At 62.2% G+C, this 23,048-nt stretch carries 22 protein-coding genes; 7 read left to right on the forward strand and 15 right to left on the reverse strand.

Going from position 1 to position 23,048, the window contains the following annotated elements; all coding sequences use genetic code 11:
* Positions 1-139: 139 nt before the first annotated feature.
* From CH251_RS05325 to CH251_RS05345, 5 genes are read right to left on the reverse strand one after another with little or no spacing between them, the layout of a single operon-like run.
* Entirely contained in the window at positions 140-1,360 is a 1,221-nt protein-coding gene (locus CH251_RS05325; RefSeq protein WP_094612208.1) for an NAD(P)/FAD-dependent oxidoreductase, read from the reverse strand.
* Positions 1,357-1,551: a ferredoxin gene (locus tag CH251_RS05330; protein ID WP_094612210.1), complete on the reverse strand. Its 195-nt coding sequence runs from the start codon at positions 1,549-1,551 to the stop codon at positions 1,357-1,359. Before CH251_RS05330 ends, CH251_RS05325 begins: the two co-directional genes overlap by 4 nt.
* Before the next feature lie 33 nt (positions 1,552-1,584).
* A complete protein-coding gene (locus tag CH251_RS05335) occupies positions 1,585-1,803 on the reverse strand; it encodes a hypothetical protein (protein WP_094612212.1) in 219 nt (72 codons plus the stop codon).
* Positions 1,800-2,384: an aromatic-ring-hydroxylating dioxygenase subunit beta gene (locus CH251_RS05340; protein ID WP_094612214.1), complete on the reverse strand. Its 585-nt coding sequence runs from the start codon at positions 2,382-2,384 to the stop codon at positions 1,800-1,802. The genes CH251_RS05335 and CH251_RS05340 overlap by 4 nt, the downstream gene beginning before the upstream one ends.
* Positions 2,381-3,718 carry a Rieske 2Fe-2S domain-containing protein gene (locus tag CH251_RS05345; RefSeq protein ID WP_094612216.1) on the reverse strand — a complete coding sequence of 446 codons (1,338 nt, stop codon included), beginning with the start codon at positions 3,716-3,718 and terminating at the stop codon, positions 2,381-2,383. Before CH251_RS05345 ends, CH251_RS05340 begins: the two co-directional genes overlap by 4 nt.
* A gap of 250 nt (positions 3,719-3,968) precedes the next feature.
* Here CH251_RS05345 and CH251_RS05350 point away from each other — a divergent pair, with 250 nt between their 5' ends.
* Genes CH251_RS05350 through CH251_RS05360 form a run of 3 tightly spaced genes read left to right on the forward strand, consistent with a single transcriptional unit; the run spans position 3,969 to position 7,063 of the window.
* Complete coding sequence (locus CH251_RS05350; RefSeq protein ID WP_094612217.1) at positions 3,969-4,907, forward strand: VOC family protein; 939 nt, start codon at positions 3,969-3,971, stop codon at positions 4,905-4,907.
* Positions 4,904-5,869: an amidohydrolase family protein gene (locus CH251_RS05355; protein ID WP_179273580.1), complete on the forward strand. Its 966-nt coding sequence runs from the start codon at positions 4,904-4,906 to the stop codon at positions 5,867-5,869. The genes CH251_RS05350 and CH251_RS05355 overlap by 4 nt, the downstream gene beginning before the upstream one ends.
* A 54-nt stretch (positions 5,870-5,923) precedes the next feature.
* Entirely contained in the window at positions 5,924-7,063 is a 1,140-nt protein-coding gene (locus CH251_RS05360) for a S9 family peptidase (RefSeq protein WP_094612221.1), read from the forward strand.
* Between the two features lie 22 nt (positions 7,064-7,085).
* Here CH251_RS05360 and CH251_RS05365 read toward each other — a convergent pair whose 3' ends face one another.
* The gene (locus CH251_RS05365; RefSeq protein WP_094612222.1) at positions 7,086-8,003 is read right to left on the reverse strand and encodes a LysR family transcriptional regulator; all 918 of its coding nucleotides are present in this window, start codon (positions 8,001-8,003) and stop codon (positions 7,086-7,088) included.
* On the reverse strand, positions 8,000-8,938 hold the full coding sequence (locus CH251_RS05370; RefSeq protein ID WP_179273581.1) for a LysR substrate-binding domain-containing protein: 939 nt from the start codon (positions 8,936-8,938) through the stop codon (positions 8,000-8,002). Before CH251_RS05370 ends, CH251_RS05365 begins: the two co-directional genes overlap by 4 nt.
* 176 nt (positions 8,939-9,114) lie before the next feature.
* On the opposite strand from CH251_RS05370, the gene CH251_RS05375 reads away from it, so the two are divergent.
* Genes CH251_RS05375 through CH251_RS05385 form a run of 3 tightly spaced genes read left to right on the forward strand, consistent with a single transcriptional unit; the run spans position 9,115 to position 11,410 of the window.
* Positions 9,115-10,062, forward strand: a complete 948-nt coding sequence (locus CH251_RS05375) for a fumarylacetoacetate hydrolase family protein (protein ID WP_094612226.1) — start codon at positions 9,115-9,117, stop codon at positions 10,060-10,062.
* Positions 10,063-10,097: 35 nt separating this feature from the next.
* Complete coding sequence (locus CH251_RS05380) at positions 10,098-10,955, forward strand: MBL fold metallo-hydrolase (protein ID WP_094612227.1); 858 nt, start codon at positions 10,098-10,100, stop codon at positions 10,953-10,955.
* Between the two features lie 41 nt (positions 10,956-10,996).
* Positions 10,997-11,410, forward strand: coding sequence for a hypothetical protein (locus CH251_RS05385; protein ID WP_143537896.1), 414 nt, complete (start codon positions 10,997-10,999; stop codon positions 11,408-11,410).
* A gap of 345 nt (positions 11,411-11,755) precedes the next feature.
* Here the strand turns inward: CH251_RS05385 and CH251_RS05390 are convergent, their stop codons facing one another.
* From CH251_RS05390 to CH251_RS05425, 8 genes are read right to left on the reverse strand one after another with little or no spacing between them, the layout of a single operon-like run.
* Entirely contained in the window at positions 11,756-12,097 is a 342-nt protein-coding gene (locus tag CH251_RS05390; protein WP_094612229.1) for a hypothetical protein, read from the reverse strand.
* A complete protein-coding gene (locus CH251_RS05395; RefSeq protein ID WP_094612231.1) occupies positions 12,091-13,911 on the reverse strand; it encodes an acetyl/propionyl/methylcrotonyl-CoA carboxylase subunit alpha in 1,821 nt (606 codons plus the stop codon). The genes CH251_RS05390 and CH251_RS05395 overlap by 7 nt, the downstream gene beginning before the upstream one ends.
* Positions 13,908-17,273, reverse strand: coding sequence for an NAD-glutamate dehydrogenase domain-containing protein (locus tag CH251_RS05400; RefSeq protein ID WP_179273582.1), 3,366 nt, complete (start codon positions 17,271-17,273; stop codon positions 13,908-13,910). The genes CH251_RS05395 and CH251_RS05400 overlap by 4 nt, the downstream gene beginning before the upstream one ends.
* Positions 17,270-18,193, reverse strand: coding sequence for a biotin-dependent carboxyltransferase family protein (locus CH251_RS05405; protein ID WP_094612235.1), 924 nt, complete (start codon positions 18,191-18,193; stop codon positions 17,270-17,272). The genes CH251_RS05400 and CH251_RS05405 overlap by 4 nt, the downstream gene beginning before the upstream one ends.
* Positions 18,190-18,813: an allophanate hydrolase subunit 1 gene (locus CH251_RS05410; protein ID WP_256978847.1), complete on the reverse strand. Its 624-nt coding sequence runs from the start codon at positions 18,811-18,813 to the stop codon at positions 18,190-18,192. The genes CH251_RS05405 and CH251_RS05410 overlap by 4 nt, the downstream gene beginning before the upstream one ends.
* Before the next feature lie 29 nt (positions 18,814-18,842).
* On the reverse strand, positions 18,843-19,595 hold the full coding sequence (locus CH251_RS05415) for a 5-oxoprolinase subunit PxpA (protein ID WP_094612254.1): 753 nt from the start codon (positions 19,593-19,595) through the stop codon (positions 18,843-18,845).
* Positions 19,585-20,397: a putative hydro-lyase gene (locus CH251_RS05420; RefSeq protein WP_094612239.1), complete on the reverse strand. Its 813-nt coding sequence runs from the start codon at positions 20,395-20,397 to the stop codon at positions 19,585-19,587. The genes CH251_RS05415 and CH251_RS05420 overlap by 11 nt, the downstream gene beginning before the upstream one ends.
* Entirely contained in the window at positions 20,394-21,602 is a 1,209-nt protein-coding gene (locus tag CH251_RS05425; RefSeq protein ID WP_256978848.1) for an MFS transporter, read from the reverse strand. Before CH251_RS05425 ends, CH251_RS05420 begins: the two co-directional genes overlap by 4 nt.
* Positions 21,603-21,848: 246 nt before the next feature.
* On the opposite strand from CH251_RS05425, the gene CH251_RS05430 reads away from it, so the two are divergent.
* Entirely contained in the window at positions 21,849-22,559 is a 711-nt protein-coding gene (locus CH251_RS05430) for a GntR family transcriptional regulator (RefSeq protein WP_094612257.1), read from the forward strand.
* Positions 22,560-23,048: the final 489 nt, after the last annotated feature.

Here is a 23,048-nt window from a genome sequence, read left to right on the forward strand (position 1 = left end):
CGACCACGCGCCTTCACGATGGTCTGCTGGCAGCGTCATCGCGGCGCGGAACTCGTTGGCTGATCGAATCGGCAACTTCAGCAACCGATTTGACAGGCAAGGCGGGAAGCCGCGTCTGGGGAGTTCAGTTCGAGCGCCTTCACGCGGTCGGAACTGGCGGCACAGCGTCGAGAACTGTTTTGAGATCGGCAGCCTCTCGCACCATGCGGCGGAGCTGGATTGCGAGACGCGGTTGCCCTGCCACCACCACGCCCATCACGACACCGTCCTTGGCGTGTACGGACAGGAAGGTGGTCGCCGTCGAGGTGACCCTGGCAACGTCGTCCCTCTGGTCGATGTCGCCGATGATCTGGAGCTTTGCGCCGAATTGGTCGGACCACACGTATGGCAGTGGTTTTTTCTCATCACCCGCCTCGCCGCTCCCCAGCAGGCCGCCGACGGCACGTGCCTGTTCGGTGGCGCGTGTCCAGTGCTGTCCGCGAGGTTCGCGTCGACCTTGCCACTGCCACTGGGCGCAATCTCCTACGGCGTAAATTGGGCGGTCCGTCGCCGCGCCCAGCACCGTGCCGACATCGTCCGTCAGTATTCCTCCGTCTATAGGAACTCCAGATCCCCTCAGCCATCCAATGTTCGGTGCTGCGCCCAACCCCGCGACCACCACGTCGGCTTCGATGCGGGTGCCGTCGTCGAGTGTGACTTCGTGGCGTAGACCATCGAGCTTTTCGACGGACTGGGCTGAGCAGCCGGCATGGACCACCACCCCGTTCGCCTCGTGAACGGTGCGCAGCCAGCGTGCAGCGGGCGCGCCAATAGAGCGGTGGCACGGGCCATCTCCACGGCAGACAAGGTGGACGGTAGCTGACCACGCCGACGAAACGGTCGCCGCCACCTCTGCTGCAACGAATCCGGAGCCGATGACGACGACGTCTCGGGCACCCGCGAGGTGATCTCTCAGTCGCTCGGCGTCGTCGAGCGTGCGTAGCGTGTGAACGCCCTCCGCGCCTGGCCAACTCGTGGCGGAGGCGCCCGTGGCGATGACGAGGGCGTCGTAGGTCAGTCTTAGTCCGCTCCTCAACACGACCGTGCCTGCTGCGATACCCAGTCTCTCAGCAGGATCGGCGGCTATGTACTCGATGCACAAGGCCGCCAACTCGTCGGCCGTGACGAGTGCAGAACGCGACGAGTCCCAGATGCCTTGCAGGACTTGTTTCGACAACGGGGGCAGGTCGTACGGAAGGTGGTGCTGATCCCCGACGATCGTGATGTCTCCTACCCACCCCGATTGGCGGGCAACCTGGGCGGTGCGGAAGCCGGCAACTCCTGTTCCGACCACCACAAGGTGCTTGCCGCCGCCGCTCATTCAGCCAAGCTTAACGCTCGGACCGGGCACGAGTGCACGGCCGCCGCGACAACCTCTCGCTCGTCTTCGGTGAACTGAGCCTTGAGGGCTACGACCAAACCGTCGTCGTCCAGATCGAACGACTCCGGTGCGTCCATGGCGCAGTTGCCATACCCCTGGCATATCGACCTGTCGGCTTTTACTGTGAACAACGGTGTCTCCTCGGCAGAATTTTCGTACGGTGATCAGCGGTCGAGATCGCGGGCGACCAGGGCTTCGAGGTCGGGGGGCGTCAGCGACGACAGGACCTCCAAGACGACCGGATCGAGAAGTATCGACGTATTGCGTGAGTGGGACCGCACCATGAGACGCTCGCCGTTGCCGAACTTCTGAAGGGCTACGTCCACGAAGGCGAACTCGTTGGAAACGCGGAACTCGACGAGTGTCTCGTCGTCCTCGGTCATAGGAAGATGCCGAGGTTGGCCGTGGGCAGCACGGTGTGCTCGAGGTAGATGGTTCGGCGCGCCAGGAGCACGTTCTTACCGTCGAAACGCAATCGATCGTGGCGCTGACCGGCAAGAAGGTCCGGCTCGAGGCGGTCTCGGCCACGGAAAAGCAGGAACGAGCTTGCCACCTCGTACTCGCCGGAACCGGTCTGGTTGAGGATCTCCACGCCCGAGACGACGCGACGTAGCCGAGATGGTGGCTCTTCCGCCCACGCGTGCTCGGTGTCGAGACGTTCGATGCGCATTCGCAGTGACGCGTGATCCTCCTGCATGTGACGCGCTTTCGGGGAGAACTCTCCGAATCGAGATCGTCGCTCGCGCGAGAGTCGAACCGGAACCGAGTACGTGATGTCGGGGGTCAGCAGGGCGAACCATTCCCACAGTCGGCGCGAGTCGTCGAGTATCCGCGACTCGTGGTCCAGGAAGGCTCGAAAGGTCGAGAGCAACAACAACGTTCGTTCGTCGACGTGGAAGCCGATGGCGGGTGGGGGGGAGTCACCGTCTACGTTGAGAAGTGAGTTCGGCGAGGACTGGTTCATGGGTTGATCTCCGTCTCCATCATCGTCAGCCAGTGCTGCATGAAGGCGCGTTGGTTGCTTTCGTTGTAGCTTTTGTCGTGAGCTTGTCCCGGTCCAGCGAGAGTGTCCACCACACCACCGACAGACATGTTCCCGAGACCGAGCTGATAGTTGAAGCGCATATCCAGGGTCTCGGCCATCACGCTTCGACCTGCGACGGTGCTGCCCTCCCAAATTGCCATGTCATCTTGCTCTAGCAGCCCAGCTGGGCCCAGGATGGCCAGTCCCGCAGCGTAGATTCCGTCCCGGTGTTCCTCGGGCTCGGCGTAATAGCAGCAGAGCCAGTTCCACACTTCCGTCTTGTGCGGTCCGTCCGGCTGCCACACGCGAAGCATGAGGTAGATCGGGATGAGACCCGTCGCCGTCGGCGCCCCGAGGAAGCGAAAGACGCTGAAGTTGGGGAAGAAAGTGCCGGTGAAGAGGTAGTGGGTCTTGTGGAGTTCGAGATGGCTGTCGTCGACGTGGGCCTGGTCGAAATTCGCCCACACCTCGGGGGAGTGGCCGAACGGGCCCAAACCGTAGGCCGGCGCGAACGCGGCTGTGGCGGTGAACGCGTGACCGGGACCCGCGATGAACTGCGCGTTGGTCTCGTTACCGTCGCGCGGATCGGGGATGACCCCGATCTCGACCGCCGATGCATGGGCAGTGGCGACGTGATAATTGTCGCCACCGAAGTTCTCGGCACCGGACTTCCAGTTGGTGCTCGCGCTCCAGCGGTTGGGTTCACCGAGACTGACAAGTCCCCGAGAGTCGAGCCCGAAGAACGCTTCCAGATACCACAGGGCGTCGCCTGCGTAGTCGTCGAAACTGGGTGTACTCGGATCCAAGCAGGCGAACACGAGCCCCCAGCGCTTTTCGACGCGGGCTTCGAGTAGCCCCCACTGTTTGGGGTCGAGGTCGCGGTACGCCCTTGGGCGCTTGGGTGCACCGGTCCACGATCCATCGCTTGCGTAGGTCCAGCCGTGGTAGGGGCACCGGAAGTGCGACGAATTGCCCTGATCGTCGCGGCAGACGATGGTTCCGCGGTGCCGACACTTGTTGAGTAGGACGTGGATCTCGCCATCGGCGCCGCGAGACATGATCACTTCGTCCTCGCCCATGCGGCGCAGAACGTAGTCGCCGATCTCCTTCACCTCGTCTGTGAGTCCGAGGAAGAGCCATGAGCGCGCGAACACTCGCCGAAGCTCGGCTGCGTGCACATCGGCGTCCCCGAACAACGCTGGGGGTATGAGGCCGTCGTCCAGACCTCGGGCCAGCTTGCTGACAGTGGTCGCAACGGGGTCCGTTGTGGTCATGGCTCTCCTTGGGTGATCGGCGCAGCGATTCCGCTGGCGTGACGGACATCACGATGCCATGGTCGGCCGCATTTGGCATTGGCGGAACCCCACCAAGTGGAATGCCGGTCATTGATCGAAATCATAGTTCGGCACCGTCACCGGCATCTCGATACATCGATCTGGCCGATGCGCTACATACGATCACGGTGCCTTCCCCGATAAATGAGCTGAACCCAAGATTGGCGGACGGCTCTACGAGAGGAACACCGTGTACATCCACAGCCTCGGCTACATCGGCGTGACCAGTCCTGCTGCAGATCAGTGGACTGACTTCGGAACTTCGATTTTCGGACTCGAGGTGACCGAGAGAAGCTGGGACGACGACCCGGTGCGGATTCGTTGGGATGATCGACCCTTCCGCCTAGCGGTTCATCAAGGCCCCGAGGACACCATCGCCTACGTCGGCTGGGAGGCACCGACGCGGCAGGCATACTCCGCGATGCTCGCTCACTTGGAATCGTCCGGCGCCACGGTCAAAGCCAGTACCGACACCGAGCGACGCGCCCGGCAGGTCCGCGACATGGTCTGGTTCGAAGATCCATTCGGACTTCGCCACGAGATGTTTCAGGGTTCTGTGTCGCTCGACCGATCCTTCCGCGGCGGCCGCAGCACGTCGTCGTTCGTCACGGGCGACAAGGGACTGGGTCACGCAGTCATCAACGTGCCGAGTCTGGAAACGGCCTTGCCGTTCTACGAGGATGTTCTCGGACTTAGGTGTTCGGACATCGTCGGTCTCGGCCCGCTCGGCACGATGATGTTCATGCGTTGCAATCGGCGCCACCACAGCGCCGCCCTGTGGGAGCGGCCCGGTCTGCTCGGGCTGCAACACCTGATGGTCGAGTCGGCAGACCTGAACGATGTGGGGAAGGCCTACGACCTGGTGCAGGCCTCGGATTACGAGGTCTCCTCGACGATGGGGCGTCACACGGGCGACGAGCAACTCTCGTTCTACACCCGCACGCCGAGCGGGTTCGATCTCGAATTTGGTTGCGACTCAATCGATGTCATCGAGTCCGAGTGGACCATGCGCTACTTCGATCCTGCTGCCGGCGCGCCCAACGAGGTGTGGGGTCATCACTGGCAACATCTCTCTCCCCAGTCTTCCCTGCATCCATGGCCGCCCGAGACCGCCGGAGCGAGCTCATGATCGACGTTCACGCTCATCTTTTCTTCGACGAATTACTTGGAATGGCAGGCGATTACGGACCTGCGCTCGCGTCGAGCAGTAGTGGGAACGAACTGGTGACCGGGTCGTACCGGTGGCCCATGGGCGGCTTGACGCGGCTGAGCATCGACCCCAGCGAACGAGTCGCGGCGCTCGACGAAGCCGGCATCGACATGCAGGTGGTCTCGCTGTCGCCGCTGTGGTTCTTCCATCACACGTCGGTCGACGTCGCCGGCCCGTTCTTGCGGCGGGCGAACGAGCTGGTCGCGGAGTTCTGCGCGAGAGCGCCGGGTCGGCTTCTGGGCCTCGCGGCGATACCGGCACAGGACGCCGAATCCGCTGTGGCAGAACTCGAACGAGCGGCGGAGTCCTCGCTGGTGGGTGCGTACTTCGGGATGGATGCGCGCAACACCCTCGACGCCCCCGAACTCGACGCCGTGTACGAGGCGTGCGTCGCGCTCGATCTTCCGTTGTTCATCCATTCCACGGTGAGCGGCGTCGACGGACCACCGGGCGACCCTCGACTCGAACGCTGGCTGGGGCAGGTCACCGTGGGTTATCCCATCGAAGAGACCTTGGCCGTCCAAGCTCTGGTCCTCGGCGGTGTGCTCGAGCGTCATCCGCGGCTCGACGTCGTGCTCCCGCACGGCGGCGGCGGCTTTCCGATGATTTGCGGTCGTCTGCGTGACTGGGTCAAACACTCCCTGGCCGCCCCGGTGGGTCTCGAGCAGTTCGACTCAGCGGTCGGACGTCTGTGGTTCGACACCCATGTTCACAGCGAGGCGTCGCTGACGCTGCTCGAGTCCGTGGCCAACCCGCACCACCTCGTCTACGGCTCGAACTTCGGCGGATGGGACACCGGGCATGCGCGCGAGGTCGCGTCGATCGCTGACCGATTGAACGCGAACGCGTCCCGGTTGCTGCGACTGCCTTCGGCCCGCTAGCGCTTCTATCCTCTCTGCCACTTCACTCCACCGCAGCAACTCGAGGAGAACCCTGTGTTTCGAGCATTCCCCAACAACTATGTCTGGAACCTCTCGGCCAACATCGCCCTCAACACCGGCGGCTTGATCGATGAAGTCGTCCGCATCTGTGATTCGCTGGTCGACGCCTCCGAACTCGGTGACGACGACGGCACGGAGCAGTTTTTCCGTGCGTGGTGCGACATGGCGGATAAATTGAGAGCGCGTGCGGAGCGCGCCGACAGTGCGGGTCATCCGTTGTCGGCCAGCGACTTCTACCTGCGGTCCTGGGTTTACTACCAGACGGCCGAGCGGATGCAGTCTCGGAGCTACGCACCCCGGTGGGAGGCTTACAAGCTCGGTCTCGACTCGATGCACCGCGCGATCGACGTCGGTGACGTCAACGCCGAATTGGTGGAAGTTCCGTACGAGGGAGTGACGCTGCCGGCGTACTTAGTCAAGGCCCGCGGAGTCGACAAGGCGCCTGTGATGGTGTTCTACAACGGTTTGGACAGCACCAAGGAGATGGTGATCGGAGGCGGCATCGGAGACCAATTCGCTCGCCGCGGGATCTCGGTGCTGGTCGTGGATCACCCTGGCTCGGGCGAGGCCCTTCGCCTGCGCGGTCTGACCGGCTACCACGACAGCGAGCGGTGGTCGGCACCCGTGATCGACTATCTCGAGACGAGAAGCGATGTCGACGCGGACCGCATCGGTGTCGTCGCGTGGTCACTGGGTGGCTACTACGCGCCTCGCGCCGCAGCATTCGAGAAGCGGTTCAAACTGTGTGTCGCGTGGGGTGCCAACTACAACTGGGGGGAGCTGCAGAAGCGTCGCTTGGCGAAGGAAGGTGACAGGCCGGTGCCGCACTACTGGGATCACGTGCAGTGGGTGTTCGGCAAGGAGAGCCTCGAGGAATTCATGGAGTTCGCTCCGCTGATGACCTTGGAGGGCGTGGTCGAGAAGATCGACGTGCCCTTCCTGATCACGCACGGTGATCTCGACACCCAAATTCCGCGCGAGTATGCGTACGCGCAGTACGAGGCTGCCGTCAACAGTCCGGTCCGTCAGCTCAAGTTCTTCACGGCAGAAGAAGGCGGCGCGATGCATGCGAGTGCTGACAACTTGCCTGTCGCAGCATCTTTCATCTCTGACTGGGTATCGGACCACCTCTGAGTCCTGGCTCGACGAGCCGTGCTCAGACCATGTTCTTGCCGACCTCGTGAATCTGAGCTCGGAGCCAACGGTTCGCTGGGTCGCGAGCGGTGCGTTCGCTCCAGAACGCGGTTTCGTCTATCATTGTCGGATTCGCCGGCGGCTCGAACGTGACCAGATCGAAGCGTTCGGCGGCCAGTCGAGCCAAGCGGCTGGGGGCCAGACACACGAAGTGGGTCTTCTGAACGAGATAGGCGGAGAGCAAGAAGGTTTCGGTCGTGATGTCGTGGCCGTGAAGGCCCGCCAACCGGTCGAACTCGACTTGCGCAACCGCAGGCAGTTCCTCCCCGGAGTATCCGACGTGTGACAGCAGTGCGAAGTCCTCCCACGTTCGCGCACCTCTCGCACGTTCGTTGTCGGGATCGGCGAGGTAGACATACCGATCGCGGAAAACGAACTGCTCGTGAAGGCCCGCTGTGTCGCTCGCGACCGCGCTGGGGAGGATGGCAAGTTCGGCGGATCCGCCTCTGAGACGGTCGGCGAAGTCGGGGGACAGGTCACGCGTCTGAAGTCTGATGTGCGGCGCAATCTCGACCAGCCGTTGCATCAACGGCTGCAACAGTATCAGCGCGACGAAGTCACTGGTCAGAATCGTGAACGTGGAGCGCGACGTCGCCGGGTCGAAGACATGCCGTTGGCCGAGAATTGTCTCGAATCGACCGAGAGCCTCGGCCACCGGCTCGACGAGGTCGTCGGCGGCGGGTGTGCGCACGAGGCCGCGGCCCTTGCGCACCAGTAAGGGGTCCCCGAAGGTTGTACGTAGTCGTTTGAGCGTCGAGCTCATGGCCGGCTGCCCCACCCGAAGACGTTCTGCCGCCCGCGAGACGTTCTGCTCCTCGAGCAGAACGTGAAGGGCCACAAGGAGGTTCAGGTCCAGGTCCCGAGTGGCGTCTGGGCTCACTGTTCTTCCTCCGCCAGGGCTGCGCTCACCCGATCGAGTTGCTCACGTAACCACAGCAGTGCTGGATCGCTGCGACGGTGCTGCGCCCAATACATGCTTTCCGCGAAGGGCGGAAGCCTTTTCGGTGCTTCGACGATTCGTATCCCAGCTGGGCCGGCGAGTCGGTGGGCCAAGCGCGCGGGCATCAGCGCGGCCGTTCTGGTGCCGGCGATCATGAAGGCCGCCGAGACGAAGCTGCGCGTCGTCAGGTCCATGCCCTGGTTGGCGGGCGGTCGACCGAGCTCCCTCACGCTGACGGTGGCCATCATCCCGCCGCGGTAGGTCACGAGAGGCATCGACTGCAGGTCGTCGTGGGTCAGCCGATCTCCCACGTCGGTTCGTTGAGCATCGACGACGAAGACATTGCGGTCGGTGAACAGGTCGCTCGACTCGAGTCCCGCCGGTGATCCGATCACCGAACGGGGGGCGACGGCCACGTCGGCCGTTCCTCGTCGCAGTTGGCGATCGATGTCCGTGGGAACCGACCGCACATCGATCGTCACCCCCGGCGCGGTGGCCTGGAGTGTCTTCAGGATCGGATGGAGTAGGACGACGCTGACGTAGTCGCTGGCGATGGCGGACAGGGCGCGCTCGTCGGTAGCGGGATCGAATGTCTCACTCCGTGTGCGCAATGCATGTGCCATCGTCAACGCGTCGGCCACTGGTCCCGCCAAGGAGTCGGCCAGGGGAGTGGGCACGAGCCGTGAGCCGTCGCGAACGAACAGTGGATCGTTGAACAGTCGTCGCAACCGGGACAAGCTCGAACTCATGGCGGGTTGACGAACTCTGCGCCGCGCCGCCGCTTCCGTCACGCTCCGCTCCGTCAGCAGCGCATCGAGAGCCGCCAACAGATTGAGATCCATGGCGCCCAATCGTTCGGGATCGTTCACAGGCATGGAAGCCACCTCGTCACTGATATATCGACAGTATCGATCAGTCGCATTCGTACGACGGACCTTATGTGATAGCTCGAATCCTGCCATGTTTGCGTCACGAGTCACGTCGTGACGCGCGACTGGCAGTAGTGCCCGGCGGCCGCAGTTCATGCACGCCACCAAGTTAAGGAGAAGTCATGCGGTTTGTCACCGTCCGCGCAGACGGCAACGAGACGGTAGGTGTAGTCGAGAACGGCACCATTCACACGATGGCCCCGCGAACGCGGCTGATCGATCTTCTCGGAGACGACGGAGAAAGACTGGCTACGGCAGGGCAAGCAGCCCTCGCCGACCCGCGCACTGTGTTGGCCTTCGCCGACGCCGACCTGGCGCCCCCCATCGTCCAACCACCTGCGGTCCGCGACTTCGTCACCTTCGAGCAGCACATGGCCGGCACCGCCAAGCTGGCGTGGGCCGGGGGCGGCGTCCCGCCGCTCTGGTACGACATCCCCACCTTCTACTTCACCAACCCCCACACCTTGGCCGGCGCACGCGACGAAGTTCCGATGCCTCCGGGCTCCGAGATGCTCGACTTCGAACTGGAGGTCGCGGCAGTGATCGGGCGTGAGGGCCGCAACCTCTCACCGGAAGCAGCCGCATCCCACATCGTCGGGTTCACGATCATGAACGACTGGTCGGCCAGAGACCTGCAGTTCGAAGAAATGAAGCTGCATCTCGGCCCGGCGAAGGGCAAGGACACCGCCACCACCCTCGGCCCTGCTCTCGTGACGATCGACGAGCTGCAGCCTCGGCGGAGCGGAACATCCTACGACCTGACCATGACGGCGTCGGTCAACGGCACCGTCATCGGGTCCGATCTTCTCTCGAACATGTACTGGTCATTCGAGGAACTCGTTGCCTACGCCAGTCGTGGCACCCGAGTGCTTCCGGGTGACGTACTCGGTTCCGGTACCTGCGGAGGCGGGAGTCTGGCCGAGCTGTGGGGCCGTAACGGTCGGGACAGTCTGCAATCCATAGGCATTGGAGATGTCGTGACGATGGAAGTCGAGATACTCGGTGAGCTGAGCAACAGAGTGCGGGCCGGCGACCCGGTGATACCGCTCCGACCGTCGATGACCGATTGAGCGTCGCGGCCCCACTGCTTTCGAAAGGACACACTATGCAGCAAGTCAGCGCCCACGTTCTATCCGAGACAGGTCAACGAGGTTCCAACCCGTCGATCGTCGCGACGACAGCCGGTGTCGTGGTGATCGATACCGCTCAGCTACCCTCCGACGCAATCGCCTTGCGCAGTAGAGCGGAAAGCATGGGCCGGATCGAATACCTGATCAACACCGAGCACCACGCAGACCACATCTTCGGGAACTACTTCTTCAAAGGTGCCGGCCTCGTAGTGCATCATCAGGAGATTTTCGACAGCTTCATGGTCCCGGAGCCGCCCATCGATCCGTACGAATACGTGCGTGAGGCCGCGCGGGTTCACGACCCGAAGGGCTACGCTCTGGTTCCCGACCGGGACACCTACTTCCAGGATCCGAACAAGGCTGCGGTCACGTTCAGCGATGACCTCGTCATCCGGCTGGGCGATCACACATTCGAGCTGTTGCACACTCCCGGACACACTCCTGGGCAAACCGCAGTCTTCGTTCCCGAGGAGCGAGTCGTCTTCACCGGTGACACCGTGTTCAGCGGCTGCCAGACGTGGCTGATGACGTCCGATCTCAACCAATGGTTGGTGGCGCTCGACCGAATCGCCGGCCTCGACGTGGATTTCGTCGTTCCGGGTCACGGTCCGGTGACCACCCCGGCGTATCTGCGTACTCAGCGAGCGACCCTCCTCGAGTGGATGTCGGCAGTCGCCGACGCCGTGGCACGAGGGTGGACGCGCGAGGAAACCATCGAGCGAATCGACCCCGGCGCCGGTCTGCCCGTCGACATCGGGCTTGAAAGCATGAAGGAGCACATTCACACCCAGAACGCCGGCTCGCTATGGGACAAGCTCACGGCGTCACGCTGAGCCTCGCGCCGAGTCAGAATCAACTCCGCCGGAAGGATACGATGGTAGGCGCACCGAATTGTCCGCCTGATCATCCGAGGAGTGAACCGTTCCAGGACAGGTTCACCGCGGGCGTTGTGCGCTATGTGATCGTTCAGAAACTCCCGGTTCTGGATACGATCGGATCGCGGGCCGACGAGGTTGTGGCGGTCGTTGTGGGGTCCAACGACCCCTTATGCGGACGTGGCCGCCGAGAGCGACTCGACGAGGACTTCGCGAAAATGGTCGTGACCGTCCCGTTCGGTGCCATCGAGGCCCGCGCGCACCTCAAACAGGCTGCGGCCGCGGGTCGCATCGTGCGCGGAGTGCTGCGCGTGTTTGAGGACTTCCACGACATCGAGGAATTTGCCGGCCCGGACGGCAGAAGTGATGAAGTGAACCGTCCTGGATCTGATGGAGACCTGGTTCAAGCCTGAATGTAGGAAAGAACATCTCAATCGGCAGTGATCGACACCGTGCTCGTAACTGCCAATCCCATTACTGAGCGGGCGGGTCGGGAGGGAGCCTTTTGGAAGACTATGACGCACAACGCACCTCTTAGCGAGTTGCTGAAATGCCCTGCAGGAATGTCGGGCATTGGAGCCCTAGCCAGAGCCTGTCATACAGGCTAAGCGGTCTGTCCGTAGCGATGCCTGGACATGCCATTCGAAGGCAGAATGCCGCCAACGGAAACGTTGGTGCGCTCCAGCACGTCAGGACAGGTCGAATCGGTGCACCTGGTCGACCAGGCTGATCTCGGCAAAGACGGCCCCCACTATCAGTTACACGTTATGTTGGTCGTCGGCCGCAACGATCCACGTCCCGTGACCGAAATCGAGCCGATCATGTTCGACTGGAATGGGATTCGGCATCAATGATTCGATGACGACCGCCTCTTCGATGTCGTCGAATGTAACCGGGTGGTCGAATCGTTGCGCGCATTTCCGGTGTGCGGCGGCCGTCAACACCGCACCGAGCAGCTCCGGTGCTGCTCCATCGGTTTTGCTACAGCAGACGAGGTCCCCTTGTTCGTCCACTACAGCTGCTGCGAGATCGACGTTTTGAATCGCACTGTTTCTACGGGCGGAATCGAGCACAAGATGTGCTCGCTGGGAGGTCAGCATTGTGGCTCCTGTCGGGCTGGCACTGAGGGCGTCGAATCGGTCAGTTCAGCGATGACGTCACCCTGCGCAACAGTTGATCCCGGTTGCGTGGTCAGGCGGACCACGGTGCCGCGCTTGTGTGCATGCACAGAGTTCTCCATTTTCATCGCTTCGATCACAGCGATGAGGTCGCCTTCGGCGACGACTTGTCCTTCTTCGACCAGGACCTTCACGACGGTTCCGTGCATCGGGGCGAGAACGGCGTCGGGAGAAACAGTTTCGTGTGCAGCACTCAATCGTGACGCGCGCTGTTCCGACTCGGCGGGCATATGGGTGATTGCCAGAGCGTTGGTGAGCAAGCCCGGCGGCAACAATACTTCGACGCGATGCCCGCCGAGCTCCACCATCACGGGCTCTGCTCTTTCTGGCCGAGAATTACTGTCGGCGCTGAACGGGGGGATTTGTTTGTCCCATTCGGTTTCGATCCAGCGGGTGTGCACGTCGAAGGAGTCCCCGTCGCCGATGAACGCGGGATCGGAGACCACCGCAGCGTGGAACGGGATCACCGTCGCCAACCCCTCGACGGTGAACTCCGCGAGTGCCCGACGCGAGCGTGCGAGGGCTTCCTCACGGGTGGCTCCGGTGACGATGAGCTTGGCGAGCATCGAATCGAACTGGCCACCGATCACACTGCCGGATTCGACACCGGAATCGACCCGCACACCCGGCCCGGAGGGGGCGGTGAAGGTGGTGACCGGGCCGGGGGCGGGCAGGAACCCGCGTCCGGCGTCTTCGCCGTTGATCCGGAACTCGAACGAATGCCCGCGGGGTTCGGGATCGTCGGTGATCGACAGTTCCTCGCCGTTGGCGATCGCGAATTGTTGCAGTACCAGGTCGATGCCGGAGGTTTCCTCGGTGACGGGATGCTCGACCTGCAGGCGGGTGTTGACTTCCAGGAACGAGACGAGTCCGTCTTGGCCGACGAGGTATTCGACGGTCCCGGCGCCGTAGTAGCCGGCTTTGAGGCAGATGGCTTTGGCGGAGGAGTGGATTTCTTTGCGTTGGGCGTCGGTGAGGAACGGGGCGGGGGCTTCTTCGACGAGTTTCTGGAAGCGGCGTTGCAGGGAGCAGTCGCGGGTGCCGGCGACGATGACGTTGCCGTGTTGGTCGGCGATGACCTGGGCTTCGACGTGGCGGGGTTTGTCGAGGTAGCGCTCGACGAAGCATTCGCCACGACCGAACGCGGCGACGGCTTCGCGGGTGGCGGAGTCGAACAGTTCGGGGATTTCCTCGCGGGTGCGGGCGACTTTCATGCCGCGTCCGCCGCCACCGAATGCGGCTTTGATCGCGATCGGGAGGCCGTGTTCGTCGGCGAAGGCGAGGATCTCGTCGGCGTTCTTGACCGGTTCGGAGGTGCCGGGGACGGAGGGGGCTTTGGCGCGGGCGGCGATGTGGCGGGCGGTGACCTTGTCGCCGAGGTCGCGGATCGATTGCGGGGACGGTCCGATCCAGATCAGTCCGGCGTCGATCACAGCTTGGGCGAAGTCGGCGTTCTCGGAGAGGAATCCGTAGCCGGGGTGGATGGCGTCGGCACCGGACTTGGCGGCGGCGTCGAGGATTTTGTCGATCACCAGATACGACTCCGCCGAGGTCTGCCCGCCGAGGGCGAACGCTTCGTCGGCGAGGCGGACGAACGGGGCATCGGCATCGGGCTCGGCGTAGACAGCGACACTGGCCAACCCGGCATCGGCGGCCGCCCGGATCACCCGCACCGCGATCTCACCACGATTGGCGACAAGAACCTTGGTGATCCGAGCACCGATTCTGTCGTTCATCGGCCCATCACCCGGATCTGCCTGGCAGCAACACAGAGGTTGGCCAGTCTGTCTCCGTCCACGGCGCCGCCGGCTGTGGCTTCGGCGAGGAGGATGCGCGTGGACTCGAGAGTCGACGCATTGGCTTCTTCCCATTCGATAAGTCGGGCGTCCGTCGGTGCCGCGGGCGAGGTATTCCTGGCGATGTCGGCGGTGATTGCCCTCAGTGACGTGTAGAGATCTTCACGCAATGACAACCGTGCCAGCGAGTGCCATCGGTCGCGTCGGTCGAGTCCGGACACATTGGTCAGGTGTGTGTTGATGTGCAGGTGTGCCGAGACAGCGAAATACAGTTCTGCAACTTCGGCAAAGGTGCTGTCGAGGGCCGCCGCCAGATCGGTGATGTCGAGAAAGCAATATATATGTAGCAGATCCGCTACACGGGCAGCCTGACTCTCCGGTGCACCGTGGGAGACGAGCACTGCGGTGCGCCGCTGCACGGCCTCGAGTTCGTCATCGCGGAGCCATCGCCGCACTACCGGGCCGAAGGTGCGGATGTTCTCGCGGTAGCGGGCGACGTCATCGGCGACGGTCAGTGGCAGTGAACGTCGAGTGAGGAACCATCGACTCGCGCGGTCCAGCAGTCGCTGAGTCTGCCCGACGAGGGCGTTCGTGCCATCTGCCGGAATGCCGGAATCCGGGTGATGTGTGGCCGCGTAGATCGAATCCAACCCAAAGGTGGCATTCACTATCTCGAACGCGCGGGCACAGTCCGCGACTGTACTCGCGGTGTCGTCCCGAAGTCTGGAGACAAAGCTGATACCGCCGTACTCGACCATCGTGTTGATCAGCGCCGAGGTCGCGATTTCGCGTCGCAGCGGGTGAGCTTCGATACTGTCGGCGAACCGAAGTGTGAGCTGCAGCGGGAAATAACTCATCAAGCGTTCGGTAGCCGGTGGTTCGTCGGGGACCGCACTGTCGAGAAGCGGACGGCGTAGCCCATTCTTTACCTGCGCTGTCAGCTGTGCCAGTTCCGGGCTGGTCAAACCGGTTCCCGCCGTGGACATCTCCGCAAATTCTGCTGCAGTGGGTAGATTGTCGACGTCGCGGTCCACGATGCCGTCGGCTTCAAGCTGCTCGACGATCCTGGAGTGAAACCCGATCATCGAGGCCGAGGTGTAGCGGTTGCTGCCCATCAGATCGTTCTGGCTCTTGTTCTCGGCCAACACTGCTGCGCTCACATCGTCGGTCATCGCAACGAGCAGTTCGGCGCGTTCGGCGTCGGTGATCAACCGCTCGTGCTGGGCGGGAGCCAAGGCGATTTTGATGTTGACCTCATGATCCGAACAGTCGACGCCGCCTGCGTTGTCGAGTGCATCGGTGTTGATATGTCCTCCTGCGCGGGCGAACTGAATTCGTCCACGTTGGGTGATGCCGAGGTTTCCTCCTTCACCGACTACCTTCACCCGGAGCTGGTCAGCATCGATACGCACACCGTCGTTGGCTTTGTCACCGCAGGCCAGATGAGATTCGGTACTCGCTTTGACGTACGTGCCTATTCCGCCGTTCCACAGCAGGTCCGCCGGGGCCGCAAGGACAGCTCGAACGAGATCTTGGGCAGAAAGCTGTGTGACCGAAGGGTCGATCGCGAGAGTCGCACGAATTTGCGGGGTGAGTCGAACGGCTTTGGCGGTGCGCGACACGATCAGGCCGCCTTCGCTCAGCATCGAGCGGTCGTAGTCGTTCCAACTCGATGTGGGCAGTTCGAACAGGCGCAGACGCTCGGTGAACGACCGTGTCGGGTCGGGGGTCGGGTCGATGAAGATGTGACGGTGGTCGAAAGCTGCTATCAAGGCCATCTTGTCGCTGAGCAGCATTCCGTTGCCGAAGACGTCACCGCTCATGTCGCCGATACCGATGACGGAGAAAGTGTCTCTGACGATGTCGATGCCGATTTCACGAAAGTGTCGTGTGACGCTCTCCCACGCTCCACGCGCAGTTATTCCCATCGCCTTGTGGTCGTATCCCACGGTGCCTCCTGATGCGAACGCATCACCGAGCCAATATCCGCGTTCGAGAGCGACCTCGTTCGCGAGGTCGGAGAAGGACGCTGTTCCTTTGTCTGCTGCCACAACGAAGTAGGTGTCGTCCTGGTCACGCCGGATCACCCCGGGGGCCGGCACGACGGTGCCGTCTTCGATTGCGAGGTTGTCGGTCAGGTCGAGTAGCGAGGCAATGAACTCTCGGTAGCATCGGCGGATCTGTTCCGGGCCTGGGTCCGGTCGGTTCACAACGAATCCGCCTTTTGCGCCGGCGGGAACGATGACTGCATTCTTGACCGATTGGGCTTTTGCCAATCCGAGTATCTCTGTGCGGAAGTCGTCCGGTCGATCCGAGTATCGAATTCCGCCGCGGGCGATTGCATCGAATCGCATGTGCACACCGTGAACATCGGACCCGAAGACGAATGCTTCCACCCGGGGGCGCGGTTTGGGGAGGAAGTCGATGGCGTCGGCGTCGAGTTTGATGCTCAGTGCCTTCCGCGGCCTCGGAGCGCTGTACATATTGGTGCGGGTGGTAGCTCGAATAGTGGTCAGCAGGGAGCTCAGGATTCTGTCGGCATCGAGCCCGGCCACTGTTTCGATGATGCGCGCTGCGGCGTCGTCGACATTCTGGATCTGATCGACGCTTCCGGCGCGGCGTGGGTCGAGTCGCGTCTCGAACAACTGCACCAAAGCCATTGCGGCACCTGGGTGTGCTGCGAGCACAGACTGAATGTGTGTGCGGGTATACGGCAGGCCGGCTTGGTGGAGGTATGCGGAGTAGGCCCGAACGATGGTGACCTGACGCCATGTCAGCCCGGCGGTGAGGATCAGCTTGTTGAAGCTGTCGATATCGAGATGACCGAACCATGCAGCACGGAAGGCGTCTGCGATCAGGTCCGTGACGTCGATGCTGTCGAGTGCTGCCGTGGGCATGGTGATGGTGAGATCGTAGATCCGGGCTCGGTATCCTTCGTGCGTATTGAGCAGGTACGGGCGTTCGTCGACGGCGTCGATTCCCATGCTCTGGAGTATGGGAAGCACACGGTGCAGCGGCGCTGCCGAGTCGATTGTTCGGATGCGCACATGATGAGTGGGCTGCCCGGTTTCCTTGTCGGACAGTTCCGATCCGATATGGACGGAGATGCCGCCTCGCTCGAGCTTGTGTATTGCCACCAAGTCTGCGGCCGCGGTGGTAGGAGCACAGTCGTCGACGAGCGACGCTGGTATGCGCCCGAGATAGTCGTCGAGCGCATCGGCGGGAACCGAGTGGGCGTGTTCCCGTACAGAGCGGGCCCACTTGCTGATTCGCGCTTCGTCAATGTATGTCTGGTCGGTCACGGTGTCCGCTTGTCCTCGTGGGGTCGATGGTGGTGTGCGCGTGCGCCGGGTGCGGCACGAAAAATGACGCACTGCCCGGGTCTGGCTTGCGCGAGCGAATCGAGATCATCGTCGACAACGGTGCCGATCACCGGATAGCCTCCGGTAATCGGATGATCGGCCAAGAACACGACCGGCTCACCGCTCGGTGGAACCTGAATTGCCCCCAGCGGCATACCCTCGGTGGGCAGCTCCTTGTCGTTGAACCGAGTGAGTGGTGGGAAATCGGTATGCCGAATCAATCGAGCTCCGATTCGGTCGGTACGGTCGCTGATCTCCCACCAGCCGACGAAGAGATCATGGGGTTCGGCGAACCAGTCGTCTCTCGGTCCGAGGACGACTCGCGCAACCACCGGCGCGGTGGTCATCGCGCGCACCGGTGCTACATCGATCGATGCGCTGCGACCCCGGTCTGCCCCCGCCCCCAAATACATTCCTGCGCTCAGCGGTTCAGGTCCGATTCCGGAGAGTGTGTCCCGGCTGCGCGAACCGAGCACCGGATCGATATCGAAACCGCCTCGAATCGCGATGTAGACCCGCAGACCTGCCTCTGCCATCCCGATTCGCAAAGTTTGCCCCGCGTCGAGATGGATTACGGTCGAATGCCCTACAGCAGTTTGGTCGACGGTGATCGGTGCGGCCGCGCCGGTCACCGCAAGTGTCACCGCGCCGCCGGCGCGTAATTCGAGCCCACCGAGCAGACACTCGATCGATGCCGCGGAATCGAGGTTGCCGACCAGACGATTGGCGAGTGCGTGCGAGCCCCTGTCGGCGGCGCCGGAGACTCCGACACCGGATGCGAACCACCCCACCCGCCCCAAGTCTTGGAACGTACTCAGTGGGCCGGTTGCAGTCACCAGCAGACCCGGTCGTTCGGTCATCGAATATCCTCTGCGACGAACTGCACCGAGCACCCGGGCGTGATGAGAGCAGGCTGCGGGTTGTGTGTGTCCCAGGTCGACACACTTGTTCGCCCGATGAGTTGCCATCCGCCGGGTGAACGGCGCGGGTACACCGCGCTGTAGCCGTCCGCGAGAGCAACGGACCCCGCCGGAACTGCTGTTCTCGATTCCTCGCGCCTTGGAACTGCCAGCCCAGGCTCGCTGGACGCGAGGTAGCCGAATCCCGGCGCGAATCCGACGAAAGAACAGCGCCATGTTCTGCGCGTGTGTTCCGCAATCACATCGTCGGTCGAGATACCCAGGATTCGGGCCACTTCACCGAGATCGCCACCGCTGTATACGACTGGGATGCGGATTGCCTCCACCTCGGCGTCTTCGACGTGAGAAGTCGGCTCGAAATCGGCGAACAGTTCGTGCAGGCGGCGCTCGACCTCACCGAGATCGGACCGTGAATCCGTGGTGATCAGCACTGTCTGCGCTGCCGGAAGTACGTCGGTGACACCGTCCACAGGCGAACGCCGGAGCAGGTGCGTCAAGGCATCGACGCTGGTGTGATCGGCAGGTTCCAACAGCAGTGCATGACTTCCTGCCGGGCGCATCACAATTCTTCGATTTGCCGAATTCTGTTTCATCGTGAGGCCTCGATTTCGATGCTATTGCTCTGCAGTCGCTTTCGTATTCTTCGCAGGATTTCGACGGAGTTCGGCGAGTCTCCGTGGACACAGATGCTGTCGGCGCGGACGGTGATTGCACGGCCGTCGACGGTCTGTACCGTTCCCGTGGTTGCAAGTGCAAGTGCCTGCTCGATCGCGGCATCGATTCCGAGCACTGCCGACGAATCACCGCGCGCAGCGAGCGAACCGGTGGACAGGTATGCGCGGTCGGCGAAGCCCTCGGACTCGAAGGGGGTGCCGGCGGCAACAGCTGCGTGATGCAAACTGCTCTCTGCGGGACCCATGATGACCAGTCCCGGTTTGCTGCTGATCGCAGCGGAGACAATCGCATGAGCAGCGTCCTGCTGTGACGATGCCGAATGATATAGCGCACCATGTGGTTTGACATAGGAAACGTCACCGCCAACCGATTTGGCGATCGCGTCCAGAGCACCGATCTGATACAAGGACTCATCGCGCAGGTCCGCCGCACTCATAGCGATCGCACGCCGCCCGAAACCCACGAGGTCGCGATAACCGATGTGTGCACCGATGCGAACCCCGTTCGTCACCGCGAGCTCGCATGTTCGACGCATGATGGACGGGTCGCCGGCGTGGAATCCGCACGCGATGTTAGCGCTGGTGACGAGCCGCAATAGTGCGGCGTCGTCACCGAGACGCCATGGACCGAAGCCTTCTCCGAGGTCGCAATTGATGTCATGCGCCATGATGATCACCCGAGATGTGATGCCGGTCCGGCTGATCGGTGATGAGCATGTGCCCTGGGGCGTGGGTGATCGCGAAGGGTATGCCTGAGGCCACGATTGCCGCCTGCGGCGTCACCCCGCACGCCCAGAAGACAGGCACGTCACCAGGTTCGAAGGTGACGGCATCACCGAATTGGGGCTTGTCGATGTCATCGATCAACAGTGACTCGGGGTCGCCGACGTGCACGGGTGCTCCGTGCACGCCAGGCATCGCATTCGATGCCGTGGCGGCGTTGGCAACCATCGATGCGGGGATAGGCCGCATCGACACCACCAGAGGTCCACTGATCCGTCCGGCAGGTCTGCATTGCCGTTGCGTGATGTACATCGGGACATTGACGCCCTGTTCGCGGTGGCGTAACGGAATTCCTGCACCGACAAGTGAATCCTCGAACGTGAAGGAGCACCCGATGTGGAAGGACACCAGATCTTCGCGCCAGAACTCGGTGACGTCGACTACCTCGTCGACGAGTTCACCGTCCTTCCAGATGCGGTAGGCAGGCAGATCGGCTCGAATATCGGCACCAGGAGCGAGAATCGTTGTGTGAGAACCTACATCACTGACATCGAGGACCGGGCACGGTTTGGGGTTGCGTTGTGCAAAGAGGAGGAAGTCGTAGGCCCACTCTTCGGGAATCGATATCAAGTTGGTCTGCGTGAAGCCGCTCGCCCAACCGGATGTCGGAGCAATATTGCCTGCGCGGAAGTACTTTCTGGCCTCTGTGGGTGCAAGTGCCTGCGTTTCGGCTGTCGGTGGTGTCATGTCAGTTCGATTCCGCGTGTTTCGGGCAAACCGAACAGAGCGATGACAGCAATGACGTACCCCACCGCGCCGAAGATCATGGCCCCGCCCAGTCCAAGTGTGGTCGATGCCAGGAAGCCGACAACGGTGGGAAACACTGCACCCAGGGCACGCCCGAAGTTGTAGGTGAAACCTTGTCCGGTTCCGCGGAACTCGGACGGGTAGAGCTCGGACAGGAACGAGCCGAAGCCGGAGAAGATCGCCGACGTGCAGAATCCCAGTGGGAATCCGAGCAACATCACAACGGTGTTCGCGCCTTCGGGGACCTGTGTGTAACCGACCATGAAGACCACTGAAAGCGAAGCGAACAGCTGCATCGTGCGCTTGCGGCCGAGTTTGTCGGAGAGTATGCCGCCGGTGATGTAACCCAGGAATGCGCCGCTGATCAGAATGAACAGATAGCCGCCGGTGCCCACTACGTCGAGGTCACGGCTTTTCTTCAAGTAGGTCGGTAACCAGGATGCCAGTGTGTAGTAGCCCCCCTGAACTCCGGTGGCGAGCAATGACGCGAAGAACGTAGTGCGAAGCAGGTCGCGGCGAAAGATCGCCCTGAAGGAACCGCGCTGTTTCCCAGCGGATTCACGTTTGGCGGTAACCGCTTCGGTGTCTGTGACGTGGCGACGAACCCAGATGATCAGCAGAGCGGGCATCGCACCGGTCCAGAACAGCACCCTCCAGGCTATGTCTTCACTGAAGACCTGGAATACGATGGTGTACACCAGGACAGCGAGTCCCCAACCCACAGCCCAGGCGCTCTGAACATATGCAACCGCCCGTCCGCGGTACTTCGGCTTCGCATACTCGGCGACCAGGATAGCGCCCGCGGCCCACTCGCCACCGAACCCCAGTCCTTGGAATGCTCTGAATACCAGCAGCGTCTCGAAGTTCGGCGCGAAGCCGCACAACACCGTGAATATCGTGTATGTGGCGACCGTGAGCTGAAGCGTTCGCACCCGGCCAATCTTGTCGCAAAGGATTCCTGCCAACGCTCCACCGAGCGCCGACACCACCAACGTGACGGTGGTCAGCAGTCCCGCCTCGCCACTGCTGATTGCAAAATACGAGGCAATGGCTCCGAGGGCCAGTGGTAGAACCTGAAAATCGTACGAGTCCAGGCCGTAGCCACCGAACGCTCCGAGGAACGCACGACGGCCTTTACCGCTCATAGTTCGGAACCAGTCGAACGGCCTGCCCGCACCTTCTTGCGCTACGGGTTGCACCGCCGGTTCGATCGTTGGTTTGTCATCCATCATGTGCCTCACGGTTGAGTTCGAGTGATCCAGCTCTCACCAGAGAGTAGAGGATCGTTGAACGATCCTTCAATACTTTGAGAGAATTGTTTACATGGAGAACACATAACGTCATTCGAGCGGTTAAGCTGTCGAGCAAGATCGAGAATGGAGCTGCTCACGATGACCACACCTGCGCAGGCGTCGGAAACGACGTACTCGGTGCTTGCCGCGCAGCGCAGCTACCTCGATCGAGGGAGCAGAAGTACGCAGATTGCCGACATCGTGCGGACATGCATCCTCGACGGTGCGTTCAAGCCTGGATCTCGACTGTCCGAGCCTGAGATATGCACGGCTTTGGGCGTATCCCGGAACACGCTCCGGGAAGCGTTCAAGTCGCTGGTCGAAGAACGGTTGGTAGTTCACGAACTCAACCGAGGAGTGTTCGTTCGCGTACCCACCCCGGCCGATGTTACCGAGCTGTACAGCTGCCGACGCGTCATCGAATGCGCAGCGGTCCGCGGCCTCGACGGCAACTCGACCGACTTGGATACGTTGCACGCCGCACTCGACGATGCCGATACTCATGCAGCACAGCAGGATTGGACCGGAGTCGGAAATGCCGACATCGCTTTCCACAAATCGATCGCTGCCTTGAACAACAGCACGCGGCTCGACAGGCTGATGAACGACGTATGGAACGAACTTCGACTCGTCTTTCACGTCATGGACGATCCACACACGTTCCACCAGCCGTACCTCGAGAGAAACCACGCGATCTACGATCTGGTCATGCACGGGCAGCACGAAGCCGCGGAGCGAATGTTGTCGGATTACTTGAGCGACGCCGAACAGCAAATCCTTGCGGCGTACAGCCCTGCCGTTCGCACCTAGACAACGCGCCTCGGGCAGCTACCCCCTTCGAGAACCCACTGCTTCTGCGAATTTCACGGCCGCAGTACGCCTTGCATCGAGGGGTCTCGGATAGCCGAACCAAGGGCGGTACCGCTAATCGTGGCTGCGAAATCGTGGCCAGCAAATGTGGGTGCCGCGTCGGTTTCTCGGTGGGACACCCGCACCACGATGGTCATCGCCAGCGCATAGGGTGCTTTGCCGATACAGGCGATCGCACTGTTGGAACCGCCGTACCTACGGCCGGGAACGTTCCCGGCTCTCCTCGTCGCCGTTGCCGCCACTGTGGTGACCGTTGTTCTTGCAGCTCGCGCGGGCCGACTAGGGGTCGCGGTAGTAGTGGCAGTAAAAACAACAGATATGGCGTAGCGCTGTTCACACCAGATTTGGGCGGGAGGCCAGCGGGGATGGAAGTGTGTGATCGTGTGCGCCCCATCCCGCCCCCAGGAATCGACGACGACGTCGAACAGG

The sequence above is a fragment of the Rhodococcus sp. 06-462-5 genome, from assembly GCF_002258315.1.
Classification (GTDB): domain Bacteria; phylum Actinomycetota; class Actinomycetes; order Mycobacteriales; family Mycobacteriaceae; genus Rhodococcoides.

What these genes read in the sequence shown, in the direction of transcription:
- CH251_RS05325 (WP_094612208.1), bottom strand. Translation starts at nt 1,360, where the DNA reads ATGAGCGGCGGCGGCAAGCACCTTGTGGTGGTCGGAACAGGAGTTGCC.
- CH251_RS05335 (WP_094612212.1), bottom strand. Translation starts at nt 1,803, where the DNA reads ATGACCGAGGACGACGAGACACTCGTCGAGTTCCGCGTTTCCAACGAG.
- CH251_RS05340 (WP_094612214.1), bottom strand. Translation starts at nt 2,384, where the DNA reads ATGAACCAGTCCTCGCCGAACTCACTTCTCAACGTAGACGGTGACTCC.
- CH251_RS05345 (WP_094612216.1), bottom strand. Translation starts at nt 3,718, where the DNA reads ATGACCACAACGGACCCCGTTGCGACCACTGTCAGCAAGCTGGCCCGA.
- CH251_RS05355 (WP_179273580.1), top strand. Translation starts at nt 4,904, where the DNA reads ATGATCGACGTTCACGCTCATCTTTTCTTCGACGAATTACTTGGAATG.
- CH251_RS05370 (WP_179273581.1), bottom strand. Translation starts at nt 8,938, where the DNA reads ATGCCTGTGAACGATCCCGAACGATTGGGCGCCATGGATCTCAATCTG.
- CH251_RS05375 (WP_094612226.1), top strand. Translation starts at nt 9,115, where the DNA reads ATGCGGTTTGTCACCGTCCGCGCAGACGGCAACGAGACGGTAGGTGTA.
- CH251_RS05380 (WP_094612227.1), top strand. Translation starts at nt 10,098, where the DNA reads ATGCAGCAAGTCAGCGCCCACGTTCTATCCGAGACAGGTCAACGAGGT.
- CH251_RS05385 (WP_143537896.1), top strand. Translation starts at nt 10,997, where the DNA reads ATGGTAGGCGCACCGAATTGTCCGCCTGATCATCCGAGGAGTGAACCG.
- CH251_RS05390 (WP_094612229.1), bottom strand. Translation starts at nt 12,097, where the DNA reads ATGCTGACCTCCCAGCGAGCACATCTTGTGCTCGATTCCGCCCGTAGA.
- CH251_RS05395 (WP_094612231.1), bottom strand. Translation starts at nt 13,911, where the DNA reads ATGAACGACAGAATCGGTGCTCGGATCACCAAGGTTCTTGTCGCCAAT.
- CH251_RS05405 (WP_094612235.1), bottom strand. Translation starts at nt 18,193, where the DNA reads ATGACCGAACGACCGGGTCTGCTGGTGACTGCAACCGGCCCACTGAGT.
- CH251_RS05410 (WP_256978847.1), bottom strand. Translation starts at nt 18,813, where the DNA reads ATGCGCCCGGCAGGAAGTCATGCACTGCTGTTGGAACCTGCCGATCAC.
- CH251_RS05415 (WP_094612254.1), bottom strand. Translation starts at nt 19,595, where the DNA reads ATGGCGCATGACATCAATTGCGACCTCGGAGAAGGCTTCGGTCCATGG.
- CH251_RS05420 (WP_094612239.1), bottom strand. Translation starts at nt 20,397, where the DNA reads ATGACACCACCGACAGCCGAAACGCAGGCACTTGCACCCACAGAGGCC.
- CH251_RS05425 (WP_256978848.1), bottom strand. Translation starts at nt 21,602, where the DNA reads ATGAGCGGTAAAGGCCGTCGTGCGTTCCTCGGAGCGTTCGGTGGCTAC.
- CH251_RS05430 (WP_094612257.1), top strand. Translation starts at nt 21,849, where the DNA reads ATGACCACACCTGCGCAGGCGTCGGAAACGACGTACTCGGTGCTTGCC.